Here is a 20,388-nt window from a genome sequence, read left to right as displayed (position 1 = left end):
ACGGCCGGTAGGCGGCTAACGCCACCAGATCAGCAGGTCGCCGTGAATCCCCCGCGCTTTGAGTAGGTACGGTTCGTCCATCCATTCCAGGCTGAACTTGTAGATCTTGCAGTCGCAGCCGTGGTAGATCGACGCCAGACGATCCAGCAACATCAGGAAGTGATCCCGCCCGCGCCGCTGGACAATCGCGAGCGCACGCTCGCGATCACCGAGAATGTCGAACACGACCACATGCCTCTCGCGTCGATCGGATGCGCGTTCGCCAGGTTGGTTCGGGCGGTTTTTGCCCTCACCTTGTTACGCGCTGGGAAGCGTTCCGACCGTCCGGCCGGATGCGCGTTCGCCAGGTTGGTTCGGGCGGTTTTTGCCCTCACCTTGTTACGCGCTGGGAAGCGTTCCGACCGTCCGGCCGGAAAACGGCTCAGAAACGCGGAGAGGGCACCGGGAGGCTCTCCCGGTGCCCTCTCCGCGAGGACTGAACGTCAGTCTTCCCTGCCATCCCGCGTGGCACGGTAGGTCATCATCTCCCGTACCTCGTCAGCTCGTTCTGACAGCTCCCGGAACTCTGCCAGGGCAGCGTCACGGGTGCGGATCACGGCGCGTCGGGAACCGTAGGCGCCCCCGTGGCGCTTCTGCGCCACCTTGGAAAGGATGCCCGCCCGTCCGATGTCATCGGCCTTGTTCCCCTCGTTGAGCACGTCCGTGAGAACCGGGAACTCCCTGCCGTCACCGAACGCGTAGCCCCAGATGGCCTCACTGTTGGCGGCAAGGTGCGTAGAGACTGCTACGAACTCCATGCGAGCCGCAGTCTTCATCAGCTGTGCCCCGGGGGTCGCGTCAGTCTCACTTGGCTTCTTGTCGATCTTGTAGCCGTTGCGGCGGGCAGCGTCCCGAACGGCGGTGTACTGGATGCTGTCGCGGGTGGCGACGAAGGTTCCGCCTTGCTTCGTGACGTAGAGCCAGGAGTCCGGTTCCCGCGTGGCCACGGAGTAGGTCACAGGCTCAAACGTCCGGATGATCTTGCCGAGCAGCTGCGCAAACAGCAACACCGCATCTTGCGTGGTGTCGTCACTCACGTCCGCCGTGCCGTAGCCACGGCCTGTGTAGGTCGCGTTTCCGTCCATCCGCTTACGCGAGTCCGTGGCGTCGACCACGCGGCAGAACTTACGTGCCTTGACGTGAATCGTGCGCCAGTCGTCCGCCGTCACCCTCTCCATGTCTTCCCGCTCGACTCGCGTGCCCGGAAGAGCGGACGGCGTGTCCGAAGAAAAGGCGTTGTTGGTCACGAGGTCTCTCCTCTGCTTTGCGGGAACTCCCGGGGGTGTCATCCCGCACCCGGTGTCGATATCTAATTCTCCATCTATGCACGCCCGAATACAACCCCCAATCGTCCGCCAATTCATGATTCTTTGAGAGATAGGGGGATGGCGGAAATGCGTTCGGGGGCGCGAAGTGGAAAAGTGGAAAAGAGAAGAGGCAAAACCAAAAGGGAAATACAAGGGAAAAGCCAAAGGAGAAAGCCGGCAAAACAGCAACAGAGAAAAAGAGCATGCTGCAAACCCCAGAGGTCGGGCTCGCCCAGGAGTCGTGCGCCGCCAGCGCACCGATCCCGCATCGACTATCAGCTCGTTGCCTCGCTATTAAGTCGCGGAGTGCTTGGGTGGGTGGCGCACCTCGTCTGACCTGCGCCAACGGCGCTTCGTCCACCCACCTGTCTTTACGGGGGGTCCGGTGGGGGGTCCCGTGGGGGGTCCGGTGGGGGGTCCGGTGGGCTGTAGGGGTCGGATCTCCCTGGCCACGCGCCGGGCGACTTGGCCACAGCGTGGCCAGCAGCTCGGCCTACTTGGCCAATCCGCTGGTCAGGGCCTCGCTGTGCATCGTGCTGGCACCGTCAGCGCTGGCCAACACCGCCGTCGCTGGCGCTCCGGCACTGGGCCCCCTAGCACGCGGCCTGGCAGCTCGGAGTGGCCATATTTCCGACCGAGCCCTACACCGGAGTGGCGATCCGGATAGGTGGCGAGCGGTGAGCACAGTTGGCGAGTGATGGCGAGCCACCCGACACACTTGGCGAACCCGCCAGCCACAGCCCCACGCTGCGCAGCCTGCTGGCGGAGCATCTGGGACTCCGCTGATTTTGGCTCTGTGGCTTCCTGCTGGCGGTGCCGGCCAGTGTTCGCCGACTGCGATGGAGGTTGGTGTGCCGGCGCGCTCGCTAATAGCGGCGACTGGTCCGCACGGAGTCGCCATCATCGCCCGCCCTTCACGCGGAGATGTGAATCCCGAGTCTCGCTGCCCGTGACCATGTTTCTGCCCTACACGGGCGGGAGCGCGTTGTGGGTGAGAGAGATTTCGGAGGAGGCGGCTATCACGAACGCCGATGCTGTGGAGGCTCCTGTTTGTCACCGAGGGTGCCGGTGGCGGATGCGCGGTCGGGTCGAGCTGCCCGCATCGTCGGAGGCGGCGTCGACAGACAGTGTGCCTGCCTGATCGGCGCCCTGTGGCTGAAGGTGGGCTCGTGGGAGCCGCCAGGATGAGCCGTCCGAAGGCTGCCGGGCCCGCGGGATCGCGCGACGTGATGAGCATCATGTCGGCGGGGGCGGGCTGGGTGCGTTGGGGCGGTCGTGCCATCACGGAGACGGCGTTTCCGCAGGGAGCGGGGCTGCGGCGCTGCGGTTCGACGCAGGTCTCTGGGTGGCGGGGCAGCGGACAGACCCTGGGTGATGCCGTGACGGCCGCATATCGGATTGTCACCTTACGGCCTGATAGTGCAGCCTTGGGCGAAGTGCCCGTCACGCAGAGGGGCTACGGGGCGGCGAGGTAGTCGCGCTGTGTGGCGGAACGGTCGAGCAGACCAGGGGGTCTGCGGATCTTCCGTGGGAGTGAGTGTGCCAGGGATTGACGATCTGTCTGACGCTGATCGGCGCATTCTGTTGCACGATCTGCGCCGCACGCTGAGCCCTGGCTGGCTCCCAGACGTGCTGGTCACGCTGTCGAGCGGTCCGCAGCCGTATACGGGCTTGTTGCGCACCTTGCGCAGCTATGACGTTCCGCGGGGCCGTCGCTGGCCGCAGCCGCTGATCCAGCAGGCCGTGTTGACCCGGACGTTGCGGTGGATGCAACACCGGGGGCTGGTCGAGCGGATGCGGGAGCATGCGTTTCCCTTTGGGACGGTCTACTGGCTGACCCCGGCCGCGAAGGAGCTGGCGGATCTGGTGGCGCCGATGGCGCAGTGGGCGGCGGCGCATGAGGAGCTGTTGGAGGTCGATCGGCGGGCGTGGGCCGAGCGGCGGCGCGGCCGGTAGAGCGGCGGGAACTGTCGGCCACGGTCAGGCTGACCGCGTACCGGGCGGACCGGGCCGCATCGCGGCCTGGAAGAAGCGATCCGCGTCAGGGGTGGGCCGCTCACCGATCTCGGCGAGGGCCACGACCAGCTGGCGGTAGGTGGCCGCGACCGCGTCCGGCTGGCCGAGGCGGGCCTGGGTGCGGGCGATCTGGACGTAGAGCCCTTCGTTGTAGGGATCGAGGCGGCGCAGCGTCTCCAGCAGCTCCAGGCGCTGTGGATTGTCCTCCCCGACAGCGGCGGTGATGCTGGCGAGCGCGTCGGAGACCTGGCGGCGCAGGCTCTCGCGGTGGGCTTCGGCCCAGGTGCCGGTGATGTCGTCGGAGAGGTGGCCGGTGTACGTGGCGGCCAGCGGGAGGATCGCGGCGAGCTCGTCGGCGGTGGTCGTCGCGCGTCGGCGTGCGTCGAGGGCCTCGTCGACCTGCCAGAGGTCGACGGTGATCAGGTCGCGGCGCAGCCGCCAGCGCCGGTCGTCGTGGTCGAAGACGTCGTCGACCGTCCCGCCGGTGGCGGCGGCAAGGCTGCGGCGTAGCTGGCTGATGGCGGCGTAGAACCGGTTGTCCCGCTGGCGTGGGAGTTTGCCGTCGTCGGGCCAGACCGCGTCGATGATGGTTCGGCGGTGGGCGCCATCTGGATGGGCGGCGAGGTAGGCCAGGATCTCCTGGCTCGGGCCGCCGATGCCGTCTACGGGCTGGTAGTCGCCGTCCGGTGCTGCCCGGTACCGCAGTTGCAGCCGGCCGAACAGAGTGAGGAGCAGCGGCGTGGCCGCCCGCGGCGGGCGTGGTGGGCTGCTGGCCGGCGCAGGCGGTACCGCGTCTGTGGGCTCAGTGGGGCCTGCTCCGCCGCCAGGCGGGAGCGGCGTGTCTGGGCCCGGCGGCTCGTCGGCGTTCGGCGACACGTCGGGCGTTGGCAGGCCGCTGGGAGACGGCGGTACGGGTGTGACCGTGGCGCTACTGGGGGGCGGCGCGGAGGTGGGCGGTGGGGGCGGGGGCCCCTGGGTAGGGTTTGCCCGCCGGAATTCCTCCTGGTTGGCGGCCGGTGCGTCCGCGTCGGCGAGCAGGTCGAGCAGCTGGCCGGTGTCGTTCTCGGGCAGAGTGAACAGCCGGTTGCCGATCAGCGCAGCGGCGATATCAGGGCTGGCGGCACCGACGACACCGTCGGGCCGCACCCGGGCGGTCGCGCCGGGGCGCCACTGCCCGTACAGGATGCCGAACACGCCGAGTGGGGAGCCGTTGTCGAGGACGGCCTGGAGGCGGCGGTCCGAGGTCTGGTCGGGGGCGGCGAGGACGATCAGGGACGTCCGGCGGGGGTCCTCGCCGGCGGCGGCGCGTCGTGCTCGTGTGACGACGTCGGCTTCGAGGCGGTCCAGCAGGGTGGGCAGGTCGGCGACGATGTGCAGGCGCTGCGGCGGCGTGGCGGTGGTGTCCTCGCCCAGCAGCCGCCGTACGTCGGCGGCAGGGACGAGGATCTCGGCGGGGGCGGCGTCGGGCTGGTGGCGGTCGGCGAGCAGGGTGACGAGCAGAGCGCGGATCGCGGCGTCGGCGCCGGGTCCGATCAGGCCGAGACCGCGGGTGGCGGCGAGGTCGAGCGCGAGGGGCTGGCCGTCGCCGGTGGTGCCGACAATCCGGGTCCCGGGTGGGGCGGCGTGGGCGGTGGCGGTGGCCGCGGCGTGGCGGCGGCCGGTGATGTGCGGGTCGCCAGGTGGGCGTACGACGACGAGCTCGCCGTCATCGTCGCGCTCGGCGGTAGCGGTGTTATATGCGGCGGCGAGCTGGTGGATCACCGGTGCTTCGTTCAGGTCGTCGCGGACCCCGCTGCCGGGGACGTAGTGCCGCCGGCGCCACAGCCGTACGGAGAAAAGCGCGACGACCAGGAGCGCGACGGCTCCCAGTCCGAGGTAGCCGCCGGAGGGGAACTGGACCCCCGGCGGTCGGGACGGGGTGGGGGGGTGCGCAGGCGGCGCGGCTGGTGTGGTCGGCGGCGCGGTGCTGGGGCTGGGGCTGGGTGTGGCCGGGCTGGTGGGCGGGCTGACGGGCGTCGGCGGCGCGGCGCGGCCCGGGGCGGGGGTGCTGGCCGGAGGGGTTGGGGTGGCGGGTGGGCTGGCCGCCGGTGGGCTGACAGATGACGGCGCGGTAGGCGTCGGCGCGGGGCTGGCGGGTGCCTGGCTGGTCGGAGGTGTGGGCGGAGGGCTGGACGGTGTGTGCCCGGCCGGGGGCGGGACGGTGTCTGGCGGGGTGGGCAGGGTCAGGACCCAGCCGGGGCGGATCAGGCCGGGCTGGGTCAGCGCCCGCCCGTCGGCCTGGAGGACGCCGTGGTTGAGGGCCCAGATCTCCGGCCAGCGGGCACCGTCGCCGAGGCAGCGGTCCGCGATCCGCCACAGGCTGTCGTAGACGCCGTTGGCCGGCAGCTGCACGACCGTGGTCCCCGCCGCGGCGGTCGGCAGCGCCGGATCGGTCACGCTGGTGGCGGCGACCGGGACGAAGCGAGGGGCGGCGGGTGCGGTGGCGACGGCCGGCGCCGCGGCCGGTCCGCTGGTCGGGGTGAGGGGGCCGCGGGACTGGAGGACGGTGAGCAGCACCGCGCCCAGCAGGAAGGTGGCCAGCCCTCGCATCCCGCCGGCGGGCAGCGGCGGACGGTGCGACGGCCAGCGGGCTTCGCGGACGACGTCGGGCACGGCGAAGACGACCGAGAGGGTGAACGCGGCCCACAGCGGCCACAGGAGGACCGCGAGGATGTCCAGCAGCAGGGTGTCGTCCATCGGGCCGGTCAGCCGCGCCTCGATCTCGTCCCAGGACGGCACGTGGTGGGGAAGCGGCCAGCCGATGAAATGCGCGAGCCCCCACGGCAATCCGACGATCAGCGCGATGAGCGCGGCGAGGGCGAGGGCGGCGCGGAGGAGGCGGCCGAGGGCCAGCCCGCCGGCGGCGATCCGGCGACGGATCGGCCGGGCTGGGATCGGCTGGTGGGAGGCGGGTCGGCTCACGGGGCTGCTCCGGCGGCGGGTGGGGCGGGGTGGGCGCTGCCGGTGCCGGTGACGGTGAGCGTGTCCAGGCCGACGATGCCGAGCAGCTGGTTGTGGTGGGTCACGGTCACCGTGACGGTCACCGTGTTGTCGACGATGGTCACGGTGCCCGTGGCGCCAGCCTGGGCAAGGTAGGCGCGGGCGGCGCCGGCCGCCTCGTCGGGCATCAGCCGGACCGTGCCAGTGGACCGGTAGGTCGTCAGGTCGAGCTGCTGGGCGCCGGCGCGGGCGGCTTCCTGCGCGATCCCCATCGCGGTGGTCTTGTCGGCCAGCGCGCCGCCGGTGTCCAGGATCAGCCCACCGAACATCACGAACGCGGCGGCCACGACAACAACGAACGCGGTAACGGTCCCCTCGTCCCGCCCACGGGTGGCCCAGCGGCGGCTCACGACGCCTGTCCAGGCCGGTCACCGAACGTGTCCACGGGCGAGGTCGAGGAGGCGCGCAGGGTCGCGCTGCCCGGGGTGGCGAGCATCGCGAGGTCGTCGAGCCGAACAGTGCAGGCCACGGTCACCCGGACCAGAGCGCCCGGCGCCAGTCCAGCGGTGTCGGTGTCGACCGTCAGATCCTGGCAGGTGACCCCGGCGCCGGCCAGCGCGATCTGCGCGGTGGTGCGGGCGTCAGCGACCGCCTCCGCGGGGGTGGCGGCGATCGAGGCCGCGCGGGCGGCCTGGTGCGCCACATCGGCCATCCGCAGCTTCGCGTCCGAGATCCGGTAACACAGCACGAGGAACAGCAGCATGAGCAGCAGCACGGGCACAATCAGCACCAGCTCGGCGGTCGCGGACCCTCGGTCCGAGCCAGTCGCCGCAGGCGGGGAGGTTAAGGGCGTCACGGTCGCTGCTCAACGGGCCCAGCCGCGTCGGCATCGATCCCGAGCCGAAGCCCAGGGATCACGCTGGCGGCGGTGCCATGGATGTGGACGGTCGCTGCTTCGCCGTCGCGGGTGACCGTGACCTGCGGACTGGTGAGGCTGGACCGGCCAAGTTGATCGAGAGTGTCCTGCGCCTGCTGCTCGCCGGCGGCGACGCTGCCGCCGTCGGCGCGGGCGGCGACCAGGGCACGGGTGGCGGTGGTCTGCGCGATGTGGCTGGCATGAGCCCAGACCGTGACCTGCGCGAGGATCAGCACGATCGTCAGCACCAGCGGCAGCACGAAAATCATCTCGACGGTCAGCACGCCGGCATCCGCTCGACGGCGCGGCACCTGCGCGGATACGGGTCGGCAGGACCGTCGACCGCTTCCCGGACGGGCACGGCCACGGCGTGGGCGCCAGCTGGCGCCACCCGCCCTCGGCGGACGTCCAGCCCCAGGACGGCCGGAGGCCGGACGGCGTCGTCGGTCATGGACCGGCCGGACAGGCGCTGTCATCGTCGTTCCGTCTACTTGAAAACGACACTTCGGGCGGCATCCAATATTTTTGGTCCAAAGATGCCGATCACGGTGAGCGCGAGGGCTGCCAGGAAGGCAATCCAAATCACCTGCTCGGTGGTGTTCCCGGCATCGCGCCCATCGGGCGGTGCCTTGGTGTAGCGATCGACGGCCTGCAACCACCAGGCGTAGAAACGGGCGAACACGGATTCCTCCGACATTTCTATAGCGAGTTGGATATTTGCGTCAGGGCTGGATAGAAGACGAAGACGATGAAGCCGATGGCGATCAGAACGCCGGGGATACTCATCCGTTCGGTCGCGGCGTTCGCGTCGGCTTCGGCGTCCTGGGCTTGGCGGACGCGCAGCGCGCTGGCTTTGGCTTCCAGGCTTTGACGGACCCGGGCCCCTTCGGTGCCGGCGAGCGCGACCGCGTCCGCGAGTTCCGTCAGCTCCGAGATCTGAAGATCCGTACCGAGCTGGCCCAGAGCTGCCCAGGGGCTGACTCGGGTCTCGCGGGCGGTCCGTAGCGTTCGGCGGATCGCCACGAATGGCCAGCCGGTGCCGATGGTCGCTGCGTCGGTCAGCGCGGTCTCCACACCCGCGCCGCCGGCGAGCAGGACCTGGATCAGGGACAGGTAGGCCGACAGCGCGTGCCGGAAGGCCCGGCGCTGCCGGGCGGCTTCGGCTTTCACGGTGAGGTCGGGCAGCAGGAAGCCGCCGACCGCGAGGAACAGAGCGAGCGCGACCGGCGCCGCCGGGGGAAACGGTCGGCCTCCCGCGGCGAAGGTCAGCCCAACGACCGACGGGAAGAGGAGACCGGCAAGGCCCGCGGTGGCTTTCTCCGCCAGGTGGGCCTCGACGGAGCGGCCGAGCGCCGTCAGGTCCTGGCGCAGCGCCACGGTGGGCAGACCCGCCGCGCGCAGAACACCGACGAACGGCCCGCCCACCCGCACGGCCCACCCGTCCTGCTCGGCCGGCACCACCGCCGCGGTAGCGGCGGGTTCCGCAGGGGTGGGGTCGAGCCGGGCCAGCACCTCCTCCAACGACGGCCGCGGCGGGAACAGCCACACGGCCAGCGCCCACAGGCCGACCCCGACCCCGGCCGCCAGGAACATCAACAACACACTCATCACGACACCCGCCCCATCGCGGGAACCGGTGCCGCCGTCGCCGCTGCCTCGTCGCCTTGCAAGAAGCGGGCCGGGTTCTCAATCTTCGACATGCGCTTCAGCCACCCGAACCCGGCTACGAAGATCATCCCAACGGCGAGCAGGACTACTTGCCCGGCAGCGGTGCTGTATGGCTCCAGGAACGCACGGTTGAAAATCACGAGCCCGCCGGCGAACACCAGCGAGGTCACGACGACGACCCGCATCGTGGTGCGCATCCGGGCGCGGCCGACCTCGATGCGGCCCAGCATGTCGACCTGGGCGCGGGCCGTGGCCGCGAGCTGGCCGAGCAGCCCGGACAGCTGCCGGGCCTGATGCTCACTCGCCAGGATCAGCGCGCCGATCACAAGATCGGCCAGCGGATCATCCAGGTCATCGGCCAGCGCGCGCAGTGCCGGACCCAGCCGCTCGCGGCGTTCGACGCGGGCAGTCAGCAGGGCGATCTCACCGCGGATCGCCGCCGGCGCGGCGGGCGCGGTCGCCACGATCGCCTGCTCCAGCCCGGCCGCGGCGGCGAGCGTGTCACGCAGCTGCTCGGCCCACACCGCGATGCCCTGCGTCCGCGCGACGTGGCGTGCCTGCTCCCGGTCTGGGCCCAGCATCCGCGGCAGCCCATACACGGCCATGGCGATCAGTAGCCCGCCGACGACCCAGCCCGTCACCGTGCCCGCGACGATCCCGGCCGCCGCCGCGGCGGCGGCCCACCGGCCGAACCGCGGGTTCGTCCGCCACGGCCGTGGCAGCACCAGCCTGCGACGAGGACGGCCGGCGTCCTCGTCGGGCCCACGCCAGCCGTAGACGATCAGCAGCAGGCCGGCGCCCACCCCGAGGCCGAGCAGGCCGAACAGACCGGTCATCCCCACCACCCCTGCGACAGCAGGTCCGGGTCCAACCCGGCGTCGATCAGGTCGTCGAGCAGCTCGCCGGTCGGCGGGGCCGCTGGCATGCCGCGCCTGTCGGGGCCCGGCCGGTACAGCTCGTTGGTGACCACCTGCGTGCCATCGGCGTCCACGACCTCCCGCACGGACGACACGACCCGCCGGCCGCGTTCCCCGCGGGGCTCGGCCAGGTGGACGACGACGTGGATCGCTGAGGCGATCAGGAGGTTCGTCGCCTCGACGGGCAGTCGTTCCGGGCCTTGCACGGCGTAGCTGGCAAGGCGGGTGAACACGCCGCGGCTGGTCGAGGAGTGCAGGGTGGTCATGGAGCCGTCGTTGCCCTGGCTCATGGCGTTGAGCATCGGGATGACCTCGGGTCCGCGGACCTCGCCGACGATCACCCTGTCTGGGGACATCCGCAGCGCGGCCCGGACAAGGTCGGAGGCGGAGATCGCGCCTTCGCCTTCGGTGTTGGGTTCGCGGACCTGCATCGCGACCACGTCCGGGTGGGCCTGCTCGTCGGCGTCGAGCCCGAGCTCGTAGACGTCCTCGACGGTCACGAGCCGCTCGTGTGCGGGGATCTGGTCGGCCAACGCGAGCAGCATCGTGGTCTTCCCGATCGCGGTGCCTCCGGCGACCACGATGTTCTTCCGCGCCGCCACCAGCGCGGCCAGCAGCGCCTCCAGCCCGTAGTCGATCGTGCCGTTCGCGCGCAGCGCGGACAGGGTGACGTGGCGGAACCGGTGCCGGCGGATGCTGACGGAGGGCCGTTGGGTGACGGCCATGACAGCGAACACGCGGCTCTTGTCGGCCAGGTGGAAGTTGACCATGGGGGCGCCGCGGTCCCAGCGGCGTTCCTCCACCCCGGCGTGCGCGGCCAGGTCCCGGATCAACCCGATCAGCTGGGTGTCCGATTCGGTGATCGCTGGCAGCCGCTGCCGGCTCCCGTCCGCCCGGCGGATGAACACCCGATCCCCGTTGATGTTGATGTTCTCGATCGAGGGGTCGGCCAGGAGCGGTTCGAGACCACCGAGCCCGAGGACCTCGGCGAGGACCTCGTGGATGACGCGCTGCTCGTCCCCGGGCGTCAGGACCCCCGCACCGCGGGCGAGTTCGGCGCTGGTGTGCGCCTCGGTCAGATCGACGAGCACCGACAACGCGAACGCCTGCCGCTCGTCGGCGGTCAACGGCGCGGAGCCCGCGTCCTCGTCCGCGCGCAGCCGCCGCGCGAGCGCCGCCCGCAGCCCCTCGCGCAACCGGACGCGCAGCGCGTCGGCCGCCGACCCGGAGGCACGGCCCGGAAGATCAGTCGGCGCGGCCGGCGCGCCCCCACCGCTACCGTCCCAGGGGGCGAGCGGGCCGGGCCAGCCCGCCCCGTTCCCCGACGCCGGACGGCGCGGGTCGTCGGGCCAGGACGGGACCGTCATCGCCGCCCCGCCCGAGTCGGGGCCGGCGGCAACGCGGCGCGGCCATCGAACTCGCCCGGCGCCGCGTTCAGCGCCGGGCGTTCCGCGTCAGCCGGCGCGGTGGCGGCGAGATGGTCGGCCATGCCTGCCACCGTCCGGCCGAGCTTCGACCGGCCGATCCCGGCGCGGGTCTGGCGACGGCCGGCGAGCACTTCCGCGGCTGTGGTGTCGTAGGGAACCGGACCCAGCACCCGCGAACCCATCACCCGGGCGATCTCCCGAACCCGGTACTCCGGCGCCTGATGGGGCTGGGCGACGACAACGACATACCAGTCCGGCACGTCCCAGCCCTGCACCACCTGCATCCGCGCCGCCAGATGCGCAAGCTCCTCGTCTCGGGCCCGTCCCACGAGCAATAGCGCGTCCGCCGCTCGCAGCGCCGGCAGTGCGGGTGAGCGCGGATCGAGCCGGCCGCAGTCCACGATCACCGTCCGGCCGTCCGTCCGCGCTGCCGACCACAGCAGCGACCAGCCTCCACCGTCCAGTTCGCCGAGCACCTGACTGGCCTGCTCGGCGCCGGCGGGGGCCGGGATCACCTGAAGACCACCAGGCAGCTCATGCACGTGGTCATCGACCGGGCGGGCCTGCCCGCCGCGGCGGCCGGCAGCGGCGAGCGTGACCAACCCCCGGCCGCCTGCCAGCAGCCCGAACCGGGCACCGAGGTCGCCACCCGCCGGGTCGGCCTCCACCACCAGCGGCTCCCCGCCGCCTGCCGGCCAGCGATCCGCCAGCGCCAGCGCCAACGTGGTCGCCCCCGGACTGCCTTTCAACGAACCCACCGCGATGATCAAGGCCGGGTCACCCGCCCGTGCCGTTGACCGTGACGACGCCGATCTGCCCGGCTGGAGCCGCCGCGAGCGCGCGGGCATCGGCCTCGGCGAGCTGGAGCGACACCACCGTCGTCTGATCGGTGTCCGCCGCCACCACGGCCACGACCGTCGCCGGCCACGAACGGGCGGCGCCCGCGGACCCGGTGGTTGACACTGCACTGGCCGAGGGAGCGACGACAACGGCCACCCGCGAGCCGGCAGACAGGCCGGTGGGGAACTGGCCGGCCTTCAACGCCACCGCCGCGATCGCCTCTCCCCGCGGCGGGACCTGCGCGGCACCCACCGCCGCGCGGCTGAGCACCGTGCCCGCCGGAAGGCTGTAGGCCACCGGCCGGCCCAGCACGGTGTCCTTCGACCCGGCCGGGATCGTGTCGAGGCCGTCAGCGGAGATCCGCGACTCCCGCACATCGGCCGCCACCAGGACGTGGCCCACCGCGACCGGACGGGCCAGCACCAGCACCGGCTCCCGCGACCCCACCCGGGCGCCCGCGAACAGACCGGCGGCGGCGCAGCCGATCACGAGCACCACCCCGAGCAGCAGATACGGCAGCCGGCGCCGCCGCCGCGGACCACCGGTCAGCCGCGCGGCCGGCGCCGCACCCGCATGTCGGGCGCCACGCTCCGCGCTGGCGGTACGCGGCACCGACGACGGAGCGGTCACCACGACACCTCCCCGCCGGGCGTCCCACGGCGTGGGCGTGCCCCAGCGGCTCGCCGGGCCGTATCGATCGTGGTCGTCATCAGCCACCGCCTGTCGTCAGCGCGGGAACATCAATCACCCGGGCCACCGTCGTCGACACGGTCGTCAGCCCCGGGAACGCCCCCGCCTGACCGGCGCCGGCCCAGGTCACGTCCCAGCGCACCGTTGCCGTCACTGCGAACGTCCCGCCCGGCGTGTCCAGCGAGCGGTGGCGGTAGGTGTAGCCGCAGTCCGGCGACGCGCTCTTCGGATCGGCCCCATCCGGGAACGGCGTGCCCGGACCGCTGCACGTCACGGTTCCGCCGTCGCCGAGCGACCAGGTCACCTGCACGGGCTTGGCGACGGCAGTGACCGACACCCCGCCCGCCGCCGCGGTCGCCGCCACCTGATTCCACCCCGTCGCGTCCAGCCACAGCCACGTCGGCAACCCCACCAGCTGATCCACCGACGGGTTCATCACGATCTGCGGGCCGGGAAGCCGCAGCTGGTTGCGCGCCTGCTCCGCCAGCGCTTCCGGGTCCGGCGCGGGCGCTGCTGCCGCGTCCGGAATCCATACCGGCGCCCGATACAAAGCGTCCTGCTCACCGCCCGAGGTGCACCGGTAGACGTACCAGGCGCCCGCTCCCTGCCCCGGCTGCGACGCCACCAGCCGCACTGACAGCTCCGACGGGCGGAAAACCGCGGGCCGCACCACCAGTCCACCCGCCGCAGGCGGCCGATACGCCACCGCCTGGAGACCCGGGGCCGGGGGCTGGAAGTCGCTGCGCACATACGCGCAATCCGCAATCGGCAGCGACGGTGCGTCCAACGCACGATCGCCCGGAGCAGGCGAGGCTGCTCGTCCCCCGCCCGACGGCCCAGGGCCTTCCTCCGGCCGCGGGGCCGCGCCGTTGTTTCCAGCGAAAAGCTCACACCCTGGGTACGGATTCTGGGTGCACAACGCCGAGCCGAACTTGTCGTCGGCGAAAGCCGGCGTGGCGAGCATCCCGAGTGCCACCACCCCGAGCACGAGCAGGACCGCGCCTCGCCATATCAGCATGATCCCGGATCGCCGATCCCGAATCGGGTGACGCGCCACTTGCCGTCAGTGTGCACCCGCACCTCAGCGAGAACCTTGTGAAATGCGCCCGCCGTGTCGTCCAGCAGAGAACCGTCGGTCCTGTACCGCAACCAGTTCCGGGCATCGACACAATCATCAATCATCGCCGATGTAGGCGTGTCTTCCGGGCTCACCGACGTCACCCTGGGGTTGTTCACCGGGTCGCCCTTGGAGACCAGGCCGTTGTAATGATCGGCGTACAGATCACGGCTTAGGAACTGCAAAGCATCACCAGCGGCGTACTGCGACAGATACGGCGCCTGCCAGTCGGAGGTATGACTCGCCTGCGCGTACTTCTGCCACATCCCGAGATATGCCGCCACCGCGTCCCGCCACGCGATATCCGCCGGAGAAGTCGGCGTCGGCGACACGGACACGAGCGGTTGGGTGGAGGCGTCGGCGCCGCTGGGCGTCGGGGCGGGCTGCGAACCACCTCCCGCATCGCAGGCGGCGAGAGTCAGCACAGCCGCGATCAGGACACCGGCGCTCGCGGCCCGTGGCCGTGCACCGCGGCGCCATTCAGACCGACGAGCCCCGACCTCCACCGTGCTCCACCTCGCAGGCCGTTCCACGCAGGGCGGTCACCCGCCCGGCCGGGTAGCCCTCAGATGACCCTCGCCATCTAGAACTACTCCGGTGGCAGCGATTTGTGGCGTTCTAACTTTGCGGTCTGACCGGCGTCCCAGCGCGAAATGACTCAGAAGAGCTAAGCCATACTGGTCCGGGTGGGCTATCCCAGCGAACCGCTGGGATAGCCCACCCGGACCAACGGAGTCGTGCATCCAGTGGCGAGCCGCCCAGTGTTGCGCATCGGTGACCCTCGCATTTTGGCCAGAGGCGGGCGCGGCACCTACTGCGCCGGGCAGCCGAGTTGGGCGCTGTCGCGACCGCCAGGCCGAGCCGGCAGGAGGAGCTCCGGACGTGGGTACGCGGGTCGTGGGAATCTCCCACGACGAGATCGGGATCGAGTACTCGGGCTGAGGTCAGGAATCCGAAAGCCCGAGGTACTTGCGGAGGGCGTCGGCTGCCAGGCGGCGGTGTGAGATCGCGTTCTTCTGCTCGCTCGACATCTCCGCGAAAGTGAAGGGGCTCCCGGCGGGCACGAAGATAGAGTCGTAGCCAAAACCGCCGCTGCCACGCGGCTCGGTGGTCAAACTCCCATGGACAGTGCCGGCGAAGACACGGATGCCGGTTTCATCGGCGTAGCCGAGAGCGGTCATCACGGTGGCACCGCGGTCGGATACGCCTGCCGCCATATCCAGGATGCCCTGAGCGCCGACGGTGTCGTGGAACCATGCAACGAGAGCACCTGGGAGGCCGTTCCAGGCGCTCAGTGTCAGTCCAGTGTCGTCCACGATTACTGGGCTTCGCAGCTTTGCGTAGGCGTCCTCGACTTTGCGTTCCACTACCTTCACAACGTCGAGGGACTGGATCTCGATGAGGTCCACACTGGTCGCGGACACCTCTATGCCTAGAAGGCTGGCGTACTCGCGAGCCTTACCTGTGTTCCCGGTAACAAGCGTAACGCGGTCGATCATACTGTCTTCCCCCCGAAGGGTCTGGGTGTTCTGGGCCGGGCGGTGAGGCATAGGGCGGCGTGGTCGCTGAGTCCTTGTTGGCGGGGAGCGTGGAGGTAGTCGCAGCTGGTCAGGTCGAACCGGTCGGCGGTGAAGAAGATGTGGTCGAAGCGGTAGCCGTTGCCTCCGCGGCCGTACCAGCTGTGACCTGGTGTGTCGGGGTGCAGCGTCCGGTAGGCGTCGGTGAGGCCGGTGTCGGTGAAGGAGCGGTAGAAGTCGTACTCCCAGCGGCCGAAGACCGGGTAGTGAGGGACGTGTCCCGGCTCGACGACGTTGAGGTCGCCGGTGACGACGACGGGTCCTTCGAACCCGGTGAGGAGGACGGGGAGGGCTTTGGTGACGGCGTGTTGGAAGGCGCGTTTGTTCTCGTTGCGGCGTGCGGCGGGCCCGCGGGAGGGGACATAGAGGCCGAGGAGCCGCACCCGTTGTCCTGCGATGTGCAGGTCCGCGGCGGGGGCGCGGTAGGGCAGGACCTCGATGTGGATCTCGACAGGTTCGAGGGCTGAACGTGAGGCGATGGCGGTGCTGTAGTCGGGCAGGTCTGGCCTCAGGGCGTGGAGGTGGGTGTAGCCGTGGTGGGTGAGGGCGTCGAGGAGGGCGTGGCCGCCGGGTCCGTGGCCGACTTCGGTGAGTACGACGACGTCCGCGTCGGGTTGTTGGCTGAGCCAGGCGGCTTGGCGGTGGGCCCGGTCGGGTGCGGCGTGCTGGGCGTTGAAGGTGACCAGCCGCAGCTCGGTCGCGGACGCGGAGACAGCCGATGTGGCCGTGCCGGGGAACAGCGACTGCTGCGGGTTCATGCGGGTGGGGCCGTTTCGTCGAGGAAGACCTCGCCGCCTGCGTCGAGGTCCTGCTGGAGGTCGCTGAGGGTGGCGCGGACGAAGGTGAGGTCGTCGGCGGACAGGGGCGTGTCGAGGGCGGTGAGGTTCTCGCGGATCTGGTCGGGGGTGGTGAAGCCGACGAGCACGGCCGCGTTGTCGCTGCGCTGAAGGCTGTAGGCCAGCGCCACCCTGACCAGGTCGCGGGTCGACGGGCCGAACCGTTCGCGCAGGGGCGCGAGCCGGCGCTCGACGAGCGCGAGCGCGTCGGGGGTGTACCAGCGTTTGCGCTGCCGGTGATCCCCGTCACCGAAACGGGGTGGACGGCGCGGGTCGTACTTGCCGGTGAGTAGGCCCTGCCCGAGCGGCTTGTTGATCAGGATGCTGGTGTGGTGCTCGGCCGCGAGGGTGAAGATGTCCTGCTGGCCGGCGGTCGGTGGTGGCGTCAGTGGATTGTGGCGGACCGCGAGGTAGTCGGGCCGGACGCGGTCGAACAGGGCCCGGAAGCGGGCGCGCTTGTCCGGCCGGGCGGATCGTGGCTGGGCGAGCCGGTGGGGGGCGTAGCGGTGCGGGCCGCGCATTCCGACGCAGCGGACGAGGCCTTGGCGTTGGAAGTCGCGCATCTGCTCGATGGCACCGTCGAGGTGGCGGTCGTCGGGCCCGAACTCGTTGTTGTGGAAGAAGTAGATGTCGAGCCGGTCGGTGCGCAGGTTCTCCAGGCTGGTCTCCAACTGGCGGCGCATCGCGGCCGGCAGGTAGGCGTGGGCGGCCGTACCGGCGAAGTAGCCGACCTTGGACGACAGCACGAGGCTGTCCCGGTCGACCTGAGCGACGAGGTGGCCGAGGAGGCGTTCGGAGTGGCCGTGGCCGTAGACGTCGGCGGTGTCGAACAGGTTCGCGCCCAGGGTGTAGGCGGTTTCCAGTCCGGCGCGGGAGGCGGCGTCGTTGGCGGTGGACCAGCCCATGGGCAGGCCCAGGTTGTGGTCGGGGCCGCCGATGGCCCAGCAGCCGACGCCGATCGGGTGCACCGTCAGCCCGCCGGCCAGCGTGCGGGGCGCGGGGAAACGTTCGTCCGTCATCTCGGTCACCTCGTTGTCCGCTGGCTGTCTTTGGGGTCGACCTGGGCGCGGGCGCTGCTGGCTGTGACGTTAGGGTCACCGGCATGACGACTCCGGACCCTGCCACCCTGCTGGACCTGGACGCGATCAGGGCGACGGGGTGGGCCGACCGTAGCGACTTCCCCGACGCCGAGTTCGACCGGGCCGAAGCGTTCTACACGGCGATGCGCGCCCACGACGAACGACTGCACACCATCCGCGGCAAGGCGTCGGAGCTCATCGAGCAGTGGACCGGACATCAGCCGCGGGACGTCGGCTCCTTCGGGACCCGGCTGAACCTGGAAGCCTCCGACCTCGACCTGGGTATCGGCTACCCGGTGGAACGCCGAGCCGAGCTGATGTCCACGCTCGACGGCCGCGCCCGCTTCCTCGGTGAGCGCTACACCAGCTTCTCCACCACCCGGCTGGTGTTCACCTTCACCGTGGACGACGTCGAGATCGATCTGAGCGCGCTCACGGTGGAGGACTTCGCGGTGGCCTGCCGGATGCTCGATCAGATCGACGAGGCGATGAGCCGCGACGAGCGGGTCTGCCACACCTGGGTGAAGCATCTGCTGCGCGCGACCGGCCGGCTGGAGGACTACGCCGCGTGGAAGCTGGTGACCTACGCGCGGTTCTGCCCGGAGTTCAACTGGGTGCCGATCCCGGAGAAGACCGGCAGCTGACCGGCTGCGGGCCTGCGGGTCAGGTGGCACAGGAGTCCGCTGCGTTGATCAGCGTCCAGCCGTTGGCCGCCGACCATCGCCGGTGCTCGGCGGTGAGCAGCTGCGCGTGCTCACGGTCGAGGGCGGGCAGCAGGTCGTGCACGGTGGCCGCGAGCTCGCCCCGCAGCAGCGCGAGTCGTCTTTCGACTCGCTGCCAGATCCGCGCGTCCAGGACGGCCTCGGCCGTCGGATCATGGTGTGGCGGCTGGGTGTCGATCTCGGTGATCAGGTCGCCGAGTACCAGGTAGCTGGCGTCTTTCAGTACCCCACGGGCCTCGCGGATCAGGCGGCGCGGCTCGCCGTCGAGGATCTTCTCCGCCGACTTGAAGGTGTAGTCGAGGGCGAAGTGCCGGTCGACCCAGCGCTGCGCCCAGCCGGCGGCGACCCCGATCCGCCAGTCGGCGTAGAGGGCCTCCACCCGCCCCATCGATGGCGTCACCTCCCCGGTGAGACCGGCCTGCTGGACCTGGCGGGTGTAGGCGGCGCCGATCAGGCATTCCATGCCGACCAGCAGGTACGAGATCCCTCGGTAGAACGGCTGGCCCGTGCCCGCCGTCGCGACGAACCGGCCGTCCCGGACGCCGCGCACGACCTCGGCGGCGGGAAGATCGGGATGTGGGGAAAGGAGTAGGTCGGTGCGGCCCTGAAACGCGTGGCTGGCTTTCAGTTCGTCGAGGGTCATCAGCGGGTCGAAGGTGATGTAGGTGAACCGGGTCGGCACGCCGAGCGCGGACAGGGTCCGGACTGCCAGCGCGTTCTGCTCGCCGGTCGTCCCCTTCGCGAACCGGTCCAGGACGCTGTCCACGCCGGACTCGACACCGAACAGCATCCGCCGTAAACCCCAGGCGACCAGCATCCGCCACATCTCGGCACGCTCGACATGCCAAGCAAGGTCACGAGCGGGGTCGACGACCTGATCGACGCGGCAGCTGGACTCCCAGCCGAAGCCGGCCCCGCGCAGCAGACGGGCCAGCTTTAACGCCCTGCCGGCGGCGTCGGGGCCGCGACCGAGGAACTCCTCGTCGACCAGGTACAACGTCCGCGACACCCGCGGATGGCGGTCGAAGACCGCCCCCAGCTCGCCCAGCAGCCACGGCAGCCGGTCGGCACTGGCGCCAGACCAGGCGCCTTTGTGGCCGCGGGGGCAGAACGAGCAGTAGCTGGTACAGCCCCGGCTGGTCTCCAACTGCGCGACACCGTGATGGTCGAACGTCGCCGGCAGCAGATCGAGCTCGGGAACGACATCGGCCGTCACGTCTCGGACGACGGGCTTCGCGGTCCGCCGCCGCCCGACCGCCAACCCGCCCCCACGCGGCGCTCCCACATATCCGAGCCCCGGGACCTCGTCGAGGCCACCGTCACCGTGCCAGTGCGCCAACAGGGCACTGATCGTCGCCTCCCCACCCGCCCTGGCGACCAGCAACCGGGGAAACCGGTCCAGCAGAACCCGCTCCACCCTGGCCGTGAGACTGCCACCGGCAACGACGAGCGGCGGATCAGCACCGGCGTAGACCACCTCCAGCAGGCGGGTGAGCAGGTCGTACTGGCCGAACGTCGCAGAGACTCCGAGGATGTCCGGTCGGTCCGCGTCGACGCGGGCGACCAGATCATCGAAGTCAAGCCCCAGCTGCATATCGGCCAGAGACACCGTGCCGAGCAGCGTGTCTCGGGCCGCGTGCGCCACCGTGCTGATCCCCAGGGGGAATCGCGGCAGCGGAAACGTCTCCGGGTGATACAGGGCCGCCAGGAGGACGTCGGGACGCGACAGTCGGCGCACGGCATCCTCGCCCAGCATGGCCAACGACAGCCACGATGCCGGCTCTTTGATGACGAGCGACTCTCGTGCCCACGCGGGCCATGGCCGGGAGCGGTGCGGCTGACCGGACAGGTCCGCGACAACCCACTGGCCATCGAATCGTTCGACGAAGACGAGGCGGCGGTCGAGCGCGCCCGCGACCCGGACCCGACCCACCTGACCCGCGAAGCGTCGCTCTACCCAGCCGCGGAGCCCACCGGGATCCAGGAACAAATCACCTTGAGGCGGGGCGGCTACGGGACCCGCGCCGGCGAGGCGCAGGGCGGTGGACAGTCGGGCGAAGGGCTCATGCGGATGCTCCACGACTTTGCCTCCGGGCGGACGGTGCCGAAGCCGCCGTGTTGAGGCCTCTGAAGGCCTCGGCGGCTGTAAAACTCCTGTTACTGTCCGAGACCTGGAGGGGGCGGGTCATTCCCTGTACCGCGAAGAAGTTCTTCGGTGCCGAACGGGGCCGCTACCTGCGTAAATAGCAGAGCTGGGT

General features: G+C 70.7%; 21 protein-coding genes. 3 read left to right on the top strand and 18 right to left on the bottom strand.

Annotated features, from left to right (window positions below):
- Positions 1-15 precede the first annotated feature (15 nt).
- Positions 16-225 carry a hypothetical protein gene (locus E0504_RS32235; RefSeq protein WP_131626442.1) on the bottom strand — a complete coding sequence of 70 codons (210 nt, stop codon included), beginning with the start codon at positions 223-225 and terminating at the stop codon, positions 16-18.
- 257 nt (positions 226-482) lie between these two features.
- The gene (locus tag E0504_RS32230) at positions 483-1,286 is read right to left on the bottom strand and encodes a hypothetical protein (protein ID WP_131626441.1); all 804 of its coding nucleotides are present in this window, start codon (positions 1,284-1,286) and stop codon (positions 483-485) included.
- A 1,599-nt stretch (positions 1,287-2,885) separates the two neighbouring features.
- Between E0504_RS32230 and E0504_RS32225 the strand changes: the two genes are divergently transcribed.
- The gene (locus E0504_RS32225) at positions 2,886-3,302 is read left to right on the top strand and encodes a helix-turn-helix domain-containing protein (protein WP_131626440.1); all 417 of its coding nucleotides are present in this window, start codon (positions 2,886-2,888) and stop codon (positions 3,300-3,302) included.
- Between the two features lie 24 nt (positions 3,303-3,326).
- Here E0504_RS32225 and E0504_RS32220 read toward each other — a convergent pair whose 3' ends face one another.
- The 15 genes from E0504_RS32220 to E0504_RS32150 form a co-directional block, all read right to left on the bottom strand.
- Positions 3,327-6,323, bottom strand: a complete 2,997-nt coding sequence (locus E0504_RS32220; protein ID WP_131626439.1) for a BTAD domain-containing putative transcriptional regulator — start codon at positions 6,321-6,323, stop codon at positions 3,327-3,329.
- Positions 6,320-6,751, bottom strand: coding sequence for a pilus assembly protein TadG-related protein (locus E0504_RS32215; RefSeq protein WP_131626438.1), 432 nt, complete (start codon positions 6,749-6,751; stop codon positions 6,320-6,322). The genes E0504_RS32220 and E0504_RS32215 overlap by 4 nt, the downstream gene beginning before the upstream one ends.
- Positions 6,748-7,197, bottom strand: a complete 450-nt coding sequence (locus tag E0504_RS32210; RefSeq protein ID WP_131626437.1) for a TadE/TadG family type IV pilus assembly protein — start codon at positions 7,195-7,197, stop codon at positions 6,748-6,750. Before E0504_RS32210 ends, E0504_RS32215 begins: the two co-directional genes overlap by 4 nt.
- Positions 7,194-7,541: a TadE/TadG family type IV pilus assembly protein gene (locus E0504_RS32205; protein ID WP_243657706.1), complete on the bottom strand. Its 348-nt coding sequence runs from the start codon at positions 7,539-7,541 to the stop codon at positions 7,194-7,196. The genes E0504_RS32210 and E0504_RS32205 overlap by 4 nt, the downstream gene beginning before the upstream one ends.
- A 203-nt stretch (positions 7,542-7,744) precedes the next feature.
- The gene (locus E0504_RS32200) at positions 7,745-7,939 is read right to left on the bottom strand and encodes a hypothetical protein (RefSeq protein WP_131626435.1); all 195 of its coding nucleotides are present in this window, start codon (positions 7,937-7,939) and stop codon (positions 7,745-7,747) included.
- A gap of 17 nt (positions 7,940-7,956) precedes the next feature.
- Positions 7,957-8,865, bottom strand: a complete 909-nt coding sequence (locus E0504_RS32195) for a type II secretion system F family protein (protein WP_131626434.1) — start codon at positions 8,863-8,865, stop codon at positions 7,957-7,959.
- Positions 8,865-9,761, bottom strand: coding sequence for a type II secretion system F family protein (locus E0504_RS32190; RefSeq protein ID WP_131626433.1), 897 nt, complete (start codon positions 9,759-9,761; stop codon positions 8,865-8,867). The genes E0504_RS32195 and E0504_RS32190 overlap by 1 nt, the downstream gene beginning before the upstream one ends.
- Positions 9,758-11,209, bottom strand: a complete 1,452-nt coding sequence (locus E0504_RS32185) for a CpaF family protein (protein WP_131626432.1) — start codon at positions 11,207-11,209, stop codon at positions 9,758-9,760. The genes E0504_RS32190 and E0504_RS32185 overlap by 4 nt, the downstream gene beginning before the upstream one ends.
- Complete coding sequence (locus tag E0504_RS32180; RefSeq protein ID WP_243657721.1) at positions 11,206-12,027, bottom strand: hypothetical protein; 822 nt, start codon at positions 12,025-12,027, stop codon at positions 11,206-11,208. Before E0504_RS32180 ends, E0504_RS32185 begins: the two co-directional genes overlap by 4 nt.
- 19 nt (positions 12,028-12,046) lie before the next feature.
- Complete coding sequence (locus E0504_RS32175; protein ID WP_243657705.1) at positions 12,047-12,826, bottom strand: SAF domain-containing protein; 780 nt, start codon at positions 12,824-12,826, stop codon at positions 12,047-12,049.
- Positions 12,819-13,817, bottom strand: a complete 999-nt coding sequence (locus E0504_RS32170) for an ATP/GTP-binding protein (protein WP_131626430.1) — start codon at positions 13,815-13,817, stop codon at positions 12,819-12,821. The genes E0504_RS32175 and E0504_RS32170 overlap by 8 nt, the downstream gene beginning before the upstream one ends.
- Positions 13,811-14,341 carry a hypothetical protein gene (locus E0504_RS50635; RefSeq protein WP_243657704.1) on the bottom strand — a complete coding sequence of 177 codons (531 nt, stop codon included), beginning with the start codon at positions 14,339-14,341 and terminating at the stop codon, positions 13,811-13,813. Before E0504_RS50635 ends, E0504_RS32170 begins: the two co-directional genes overlap by 7 nt.
- A 519-nt stretch (positions 14,342-14,860) precedes the next feature.
- Positions 14,861-15,415, bottom strand: coding sequence for an RdgB/HAM1 family non-canonical purine NTP pyrophosphatase (gene rdgB / locus E0504_RS32160; RefSeq protein WP_131626429.1), 555 nt, complete (start codon positions 15,413-15,415; stop codon positions 14,861-14,863).
- Positions 15,412-16,251, bottom strand: a complete 840-nt coding sequence (locus tag E0504_RS32155) for an endonuclease/exonuclease/phosphatase family protein (RefSeq protein ID WP_131626428.1) — start codon at positions 16,249-16,251, stop codon at positions 15,412-15,414. Before E0504_RS32155 ends, rdgB begins: the two co-directional genes overlap by 4 nt.
- Positions 16,248-17,348, bottom strand: a complete 1,101-nt coding sequence (locus E0504_RS32150; protein ID WP_131626427.1) for an aldo/keto reductase — start codon at positions 17,346-17,348, stop codon at positions 16,248-16,250. The genes E0504_RS32155 and E0504_RS32150 overlap by 4 nt, the downstream gene beginning before the upstream one ends.
- An 83-nt stretch (positions 17,349-17,431) precedes the next feature.
- Here E0504_RS32150 and E0504_RS32145 point away from each other — a divergent pair, with 83 nt between their 5' ends.
- Entirely contained in the window at positions 17,432-18,052 is a 621-nt protein-coding gene (locus E0504_RS32145; RefSeq protein WP_131626426.1) for a hypothetical protein, read from the top strand.
- Positions 18,053-18,071: 19 nt separating this feature from the next.
- Here E0504_RS32145 and E0504_RS32140 read toward each other — a convergent pair whose 3' ends face one another.
- Positions 18,072-19,886 carry a radical SAM protein gene (locus tag E0504_RS32140; RefSeq protein WP_243657720.1) on the bottom strand — a complete coding sequence of 605 codons (1,815 nt, stop codon included), beginning with the start codon at positions 19,884-19,886 and terminating at the stop codon, positions 18,072-18,074.
- A gap of 75 nt (positions 19,887-19,961) precedes the next feature.
- Between E0504_RS32140 and E0504_RS52445 the strand changes: the two genes are divergently transcribed.
- Positions 19,962-20,252: a hypothetical protein gene (locus E0504_RS52445; RefSeq protein ID WP_243657703.1), complete on the top strand. Its 291-nt coding sequence runs from the start codon at positions 19,962-19,964 to the stop codon at positions 20,250-20,252.
- Positions 20,253-20,388 lie beyond the last annotated feature (136 nt).

It is taken from the genome of Parafrankia sp. BMG5.11 (assembly GCF_004337455.1).
Note: the sequence above shows the minus strand (reverse complement) of the source record. Positions and strands in the feature narration are given on the sequence as shown.

Excerpts from the sequence above, each read along its gene's own strand:
- E0504_RS32185 (WP_131626432.1), bottom strand. The coding sequence starts at position 11,209 with ATGACGGTCCCGTCCTGGCCCGACGACCCGCGCCGTCCGGCGTCGGGG.
- E0504_RS32195 (WP_131626434.1), bottom strand. The coding sequence starts at position 8,865 with ATGAGTGTGTTGTTGATGTTCCTGGCGGCCGGGGTCGGGGTCGGCCTG.
- E0504_RS32145 (WP_131626426.1), top strand. The coding sequence starts at position 17,432 with ATGACGACTCCGGACCCTGCCACCCTGCTGGACCTGGACGCGATCAGG.
- E0504_RS32190 (WP_131626433.1), bottom strand. The coding sequence starts at position 9,761 with ATGACCGGTCTGTTCGGCCTGCTCGGCCTCGGGGTGGGCGCCGGCCTG.
- rdgB (WP_131626429.1), bottom strand. The coding sequence starts at position 15,415 with ATGATCGACCGCGTTACGCTTGTTACCGGGAACACAGGTAAGGCTCGC.
- E0504_RS32150 (WP_131626427.1), bottom strand. The coding sequence starts at position 17,348 with ATGACGGACGAACGTTTCCCCGCGCCCCGCACGCTGGCCGGCGGGCTG.
- E0504_RS32170 (WP_131626430.1), bottom strand. The coding sequence starts at position 13,817 with ATGCTGATATGGCGAGGCGCGGTCCTGCTCGTGCTCGGGGTGGTGGCA.
- E0504_RS32140 (WP_243657720.1), bottom strand. The coding sequence starts at position 19,886 with ATGCTGGGCGAGGATGCCGTGCGCCGACTGTCGCGTCCCGACGTCCTC.
- E0504_RS32155 (WP_131626428.1), bottom strand. The coding sequence starts at position 16,251 with ATGAACCCGCAGCAGTCGCTGTTCCCCGGCACGGCCACATCGGCTGTC.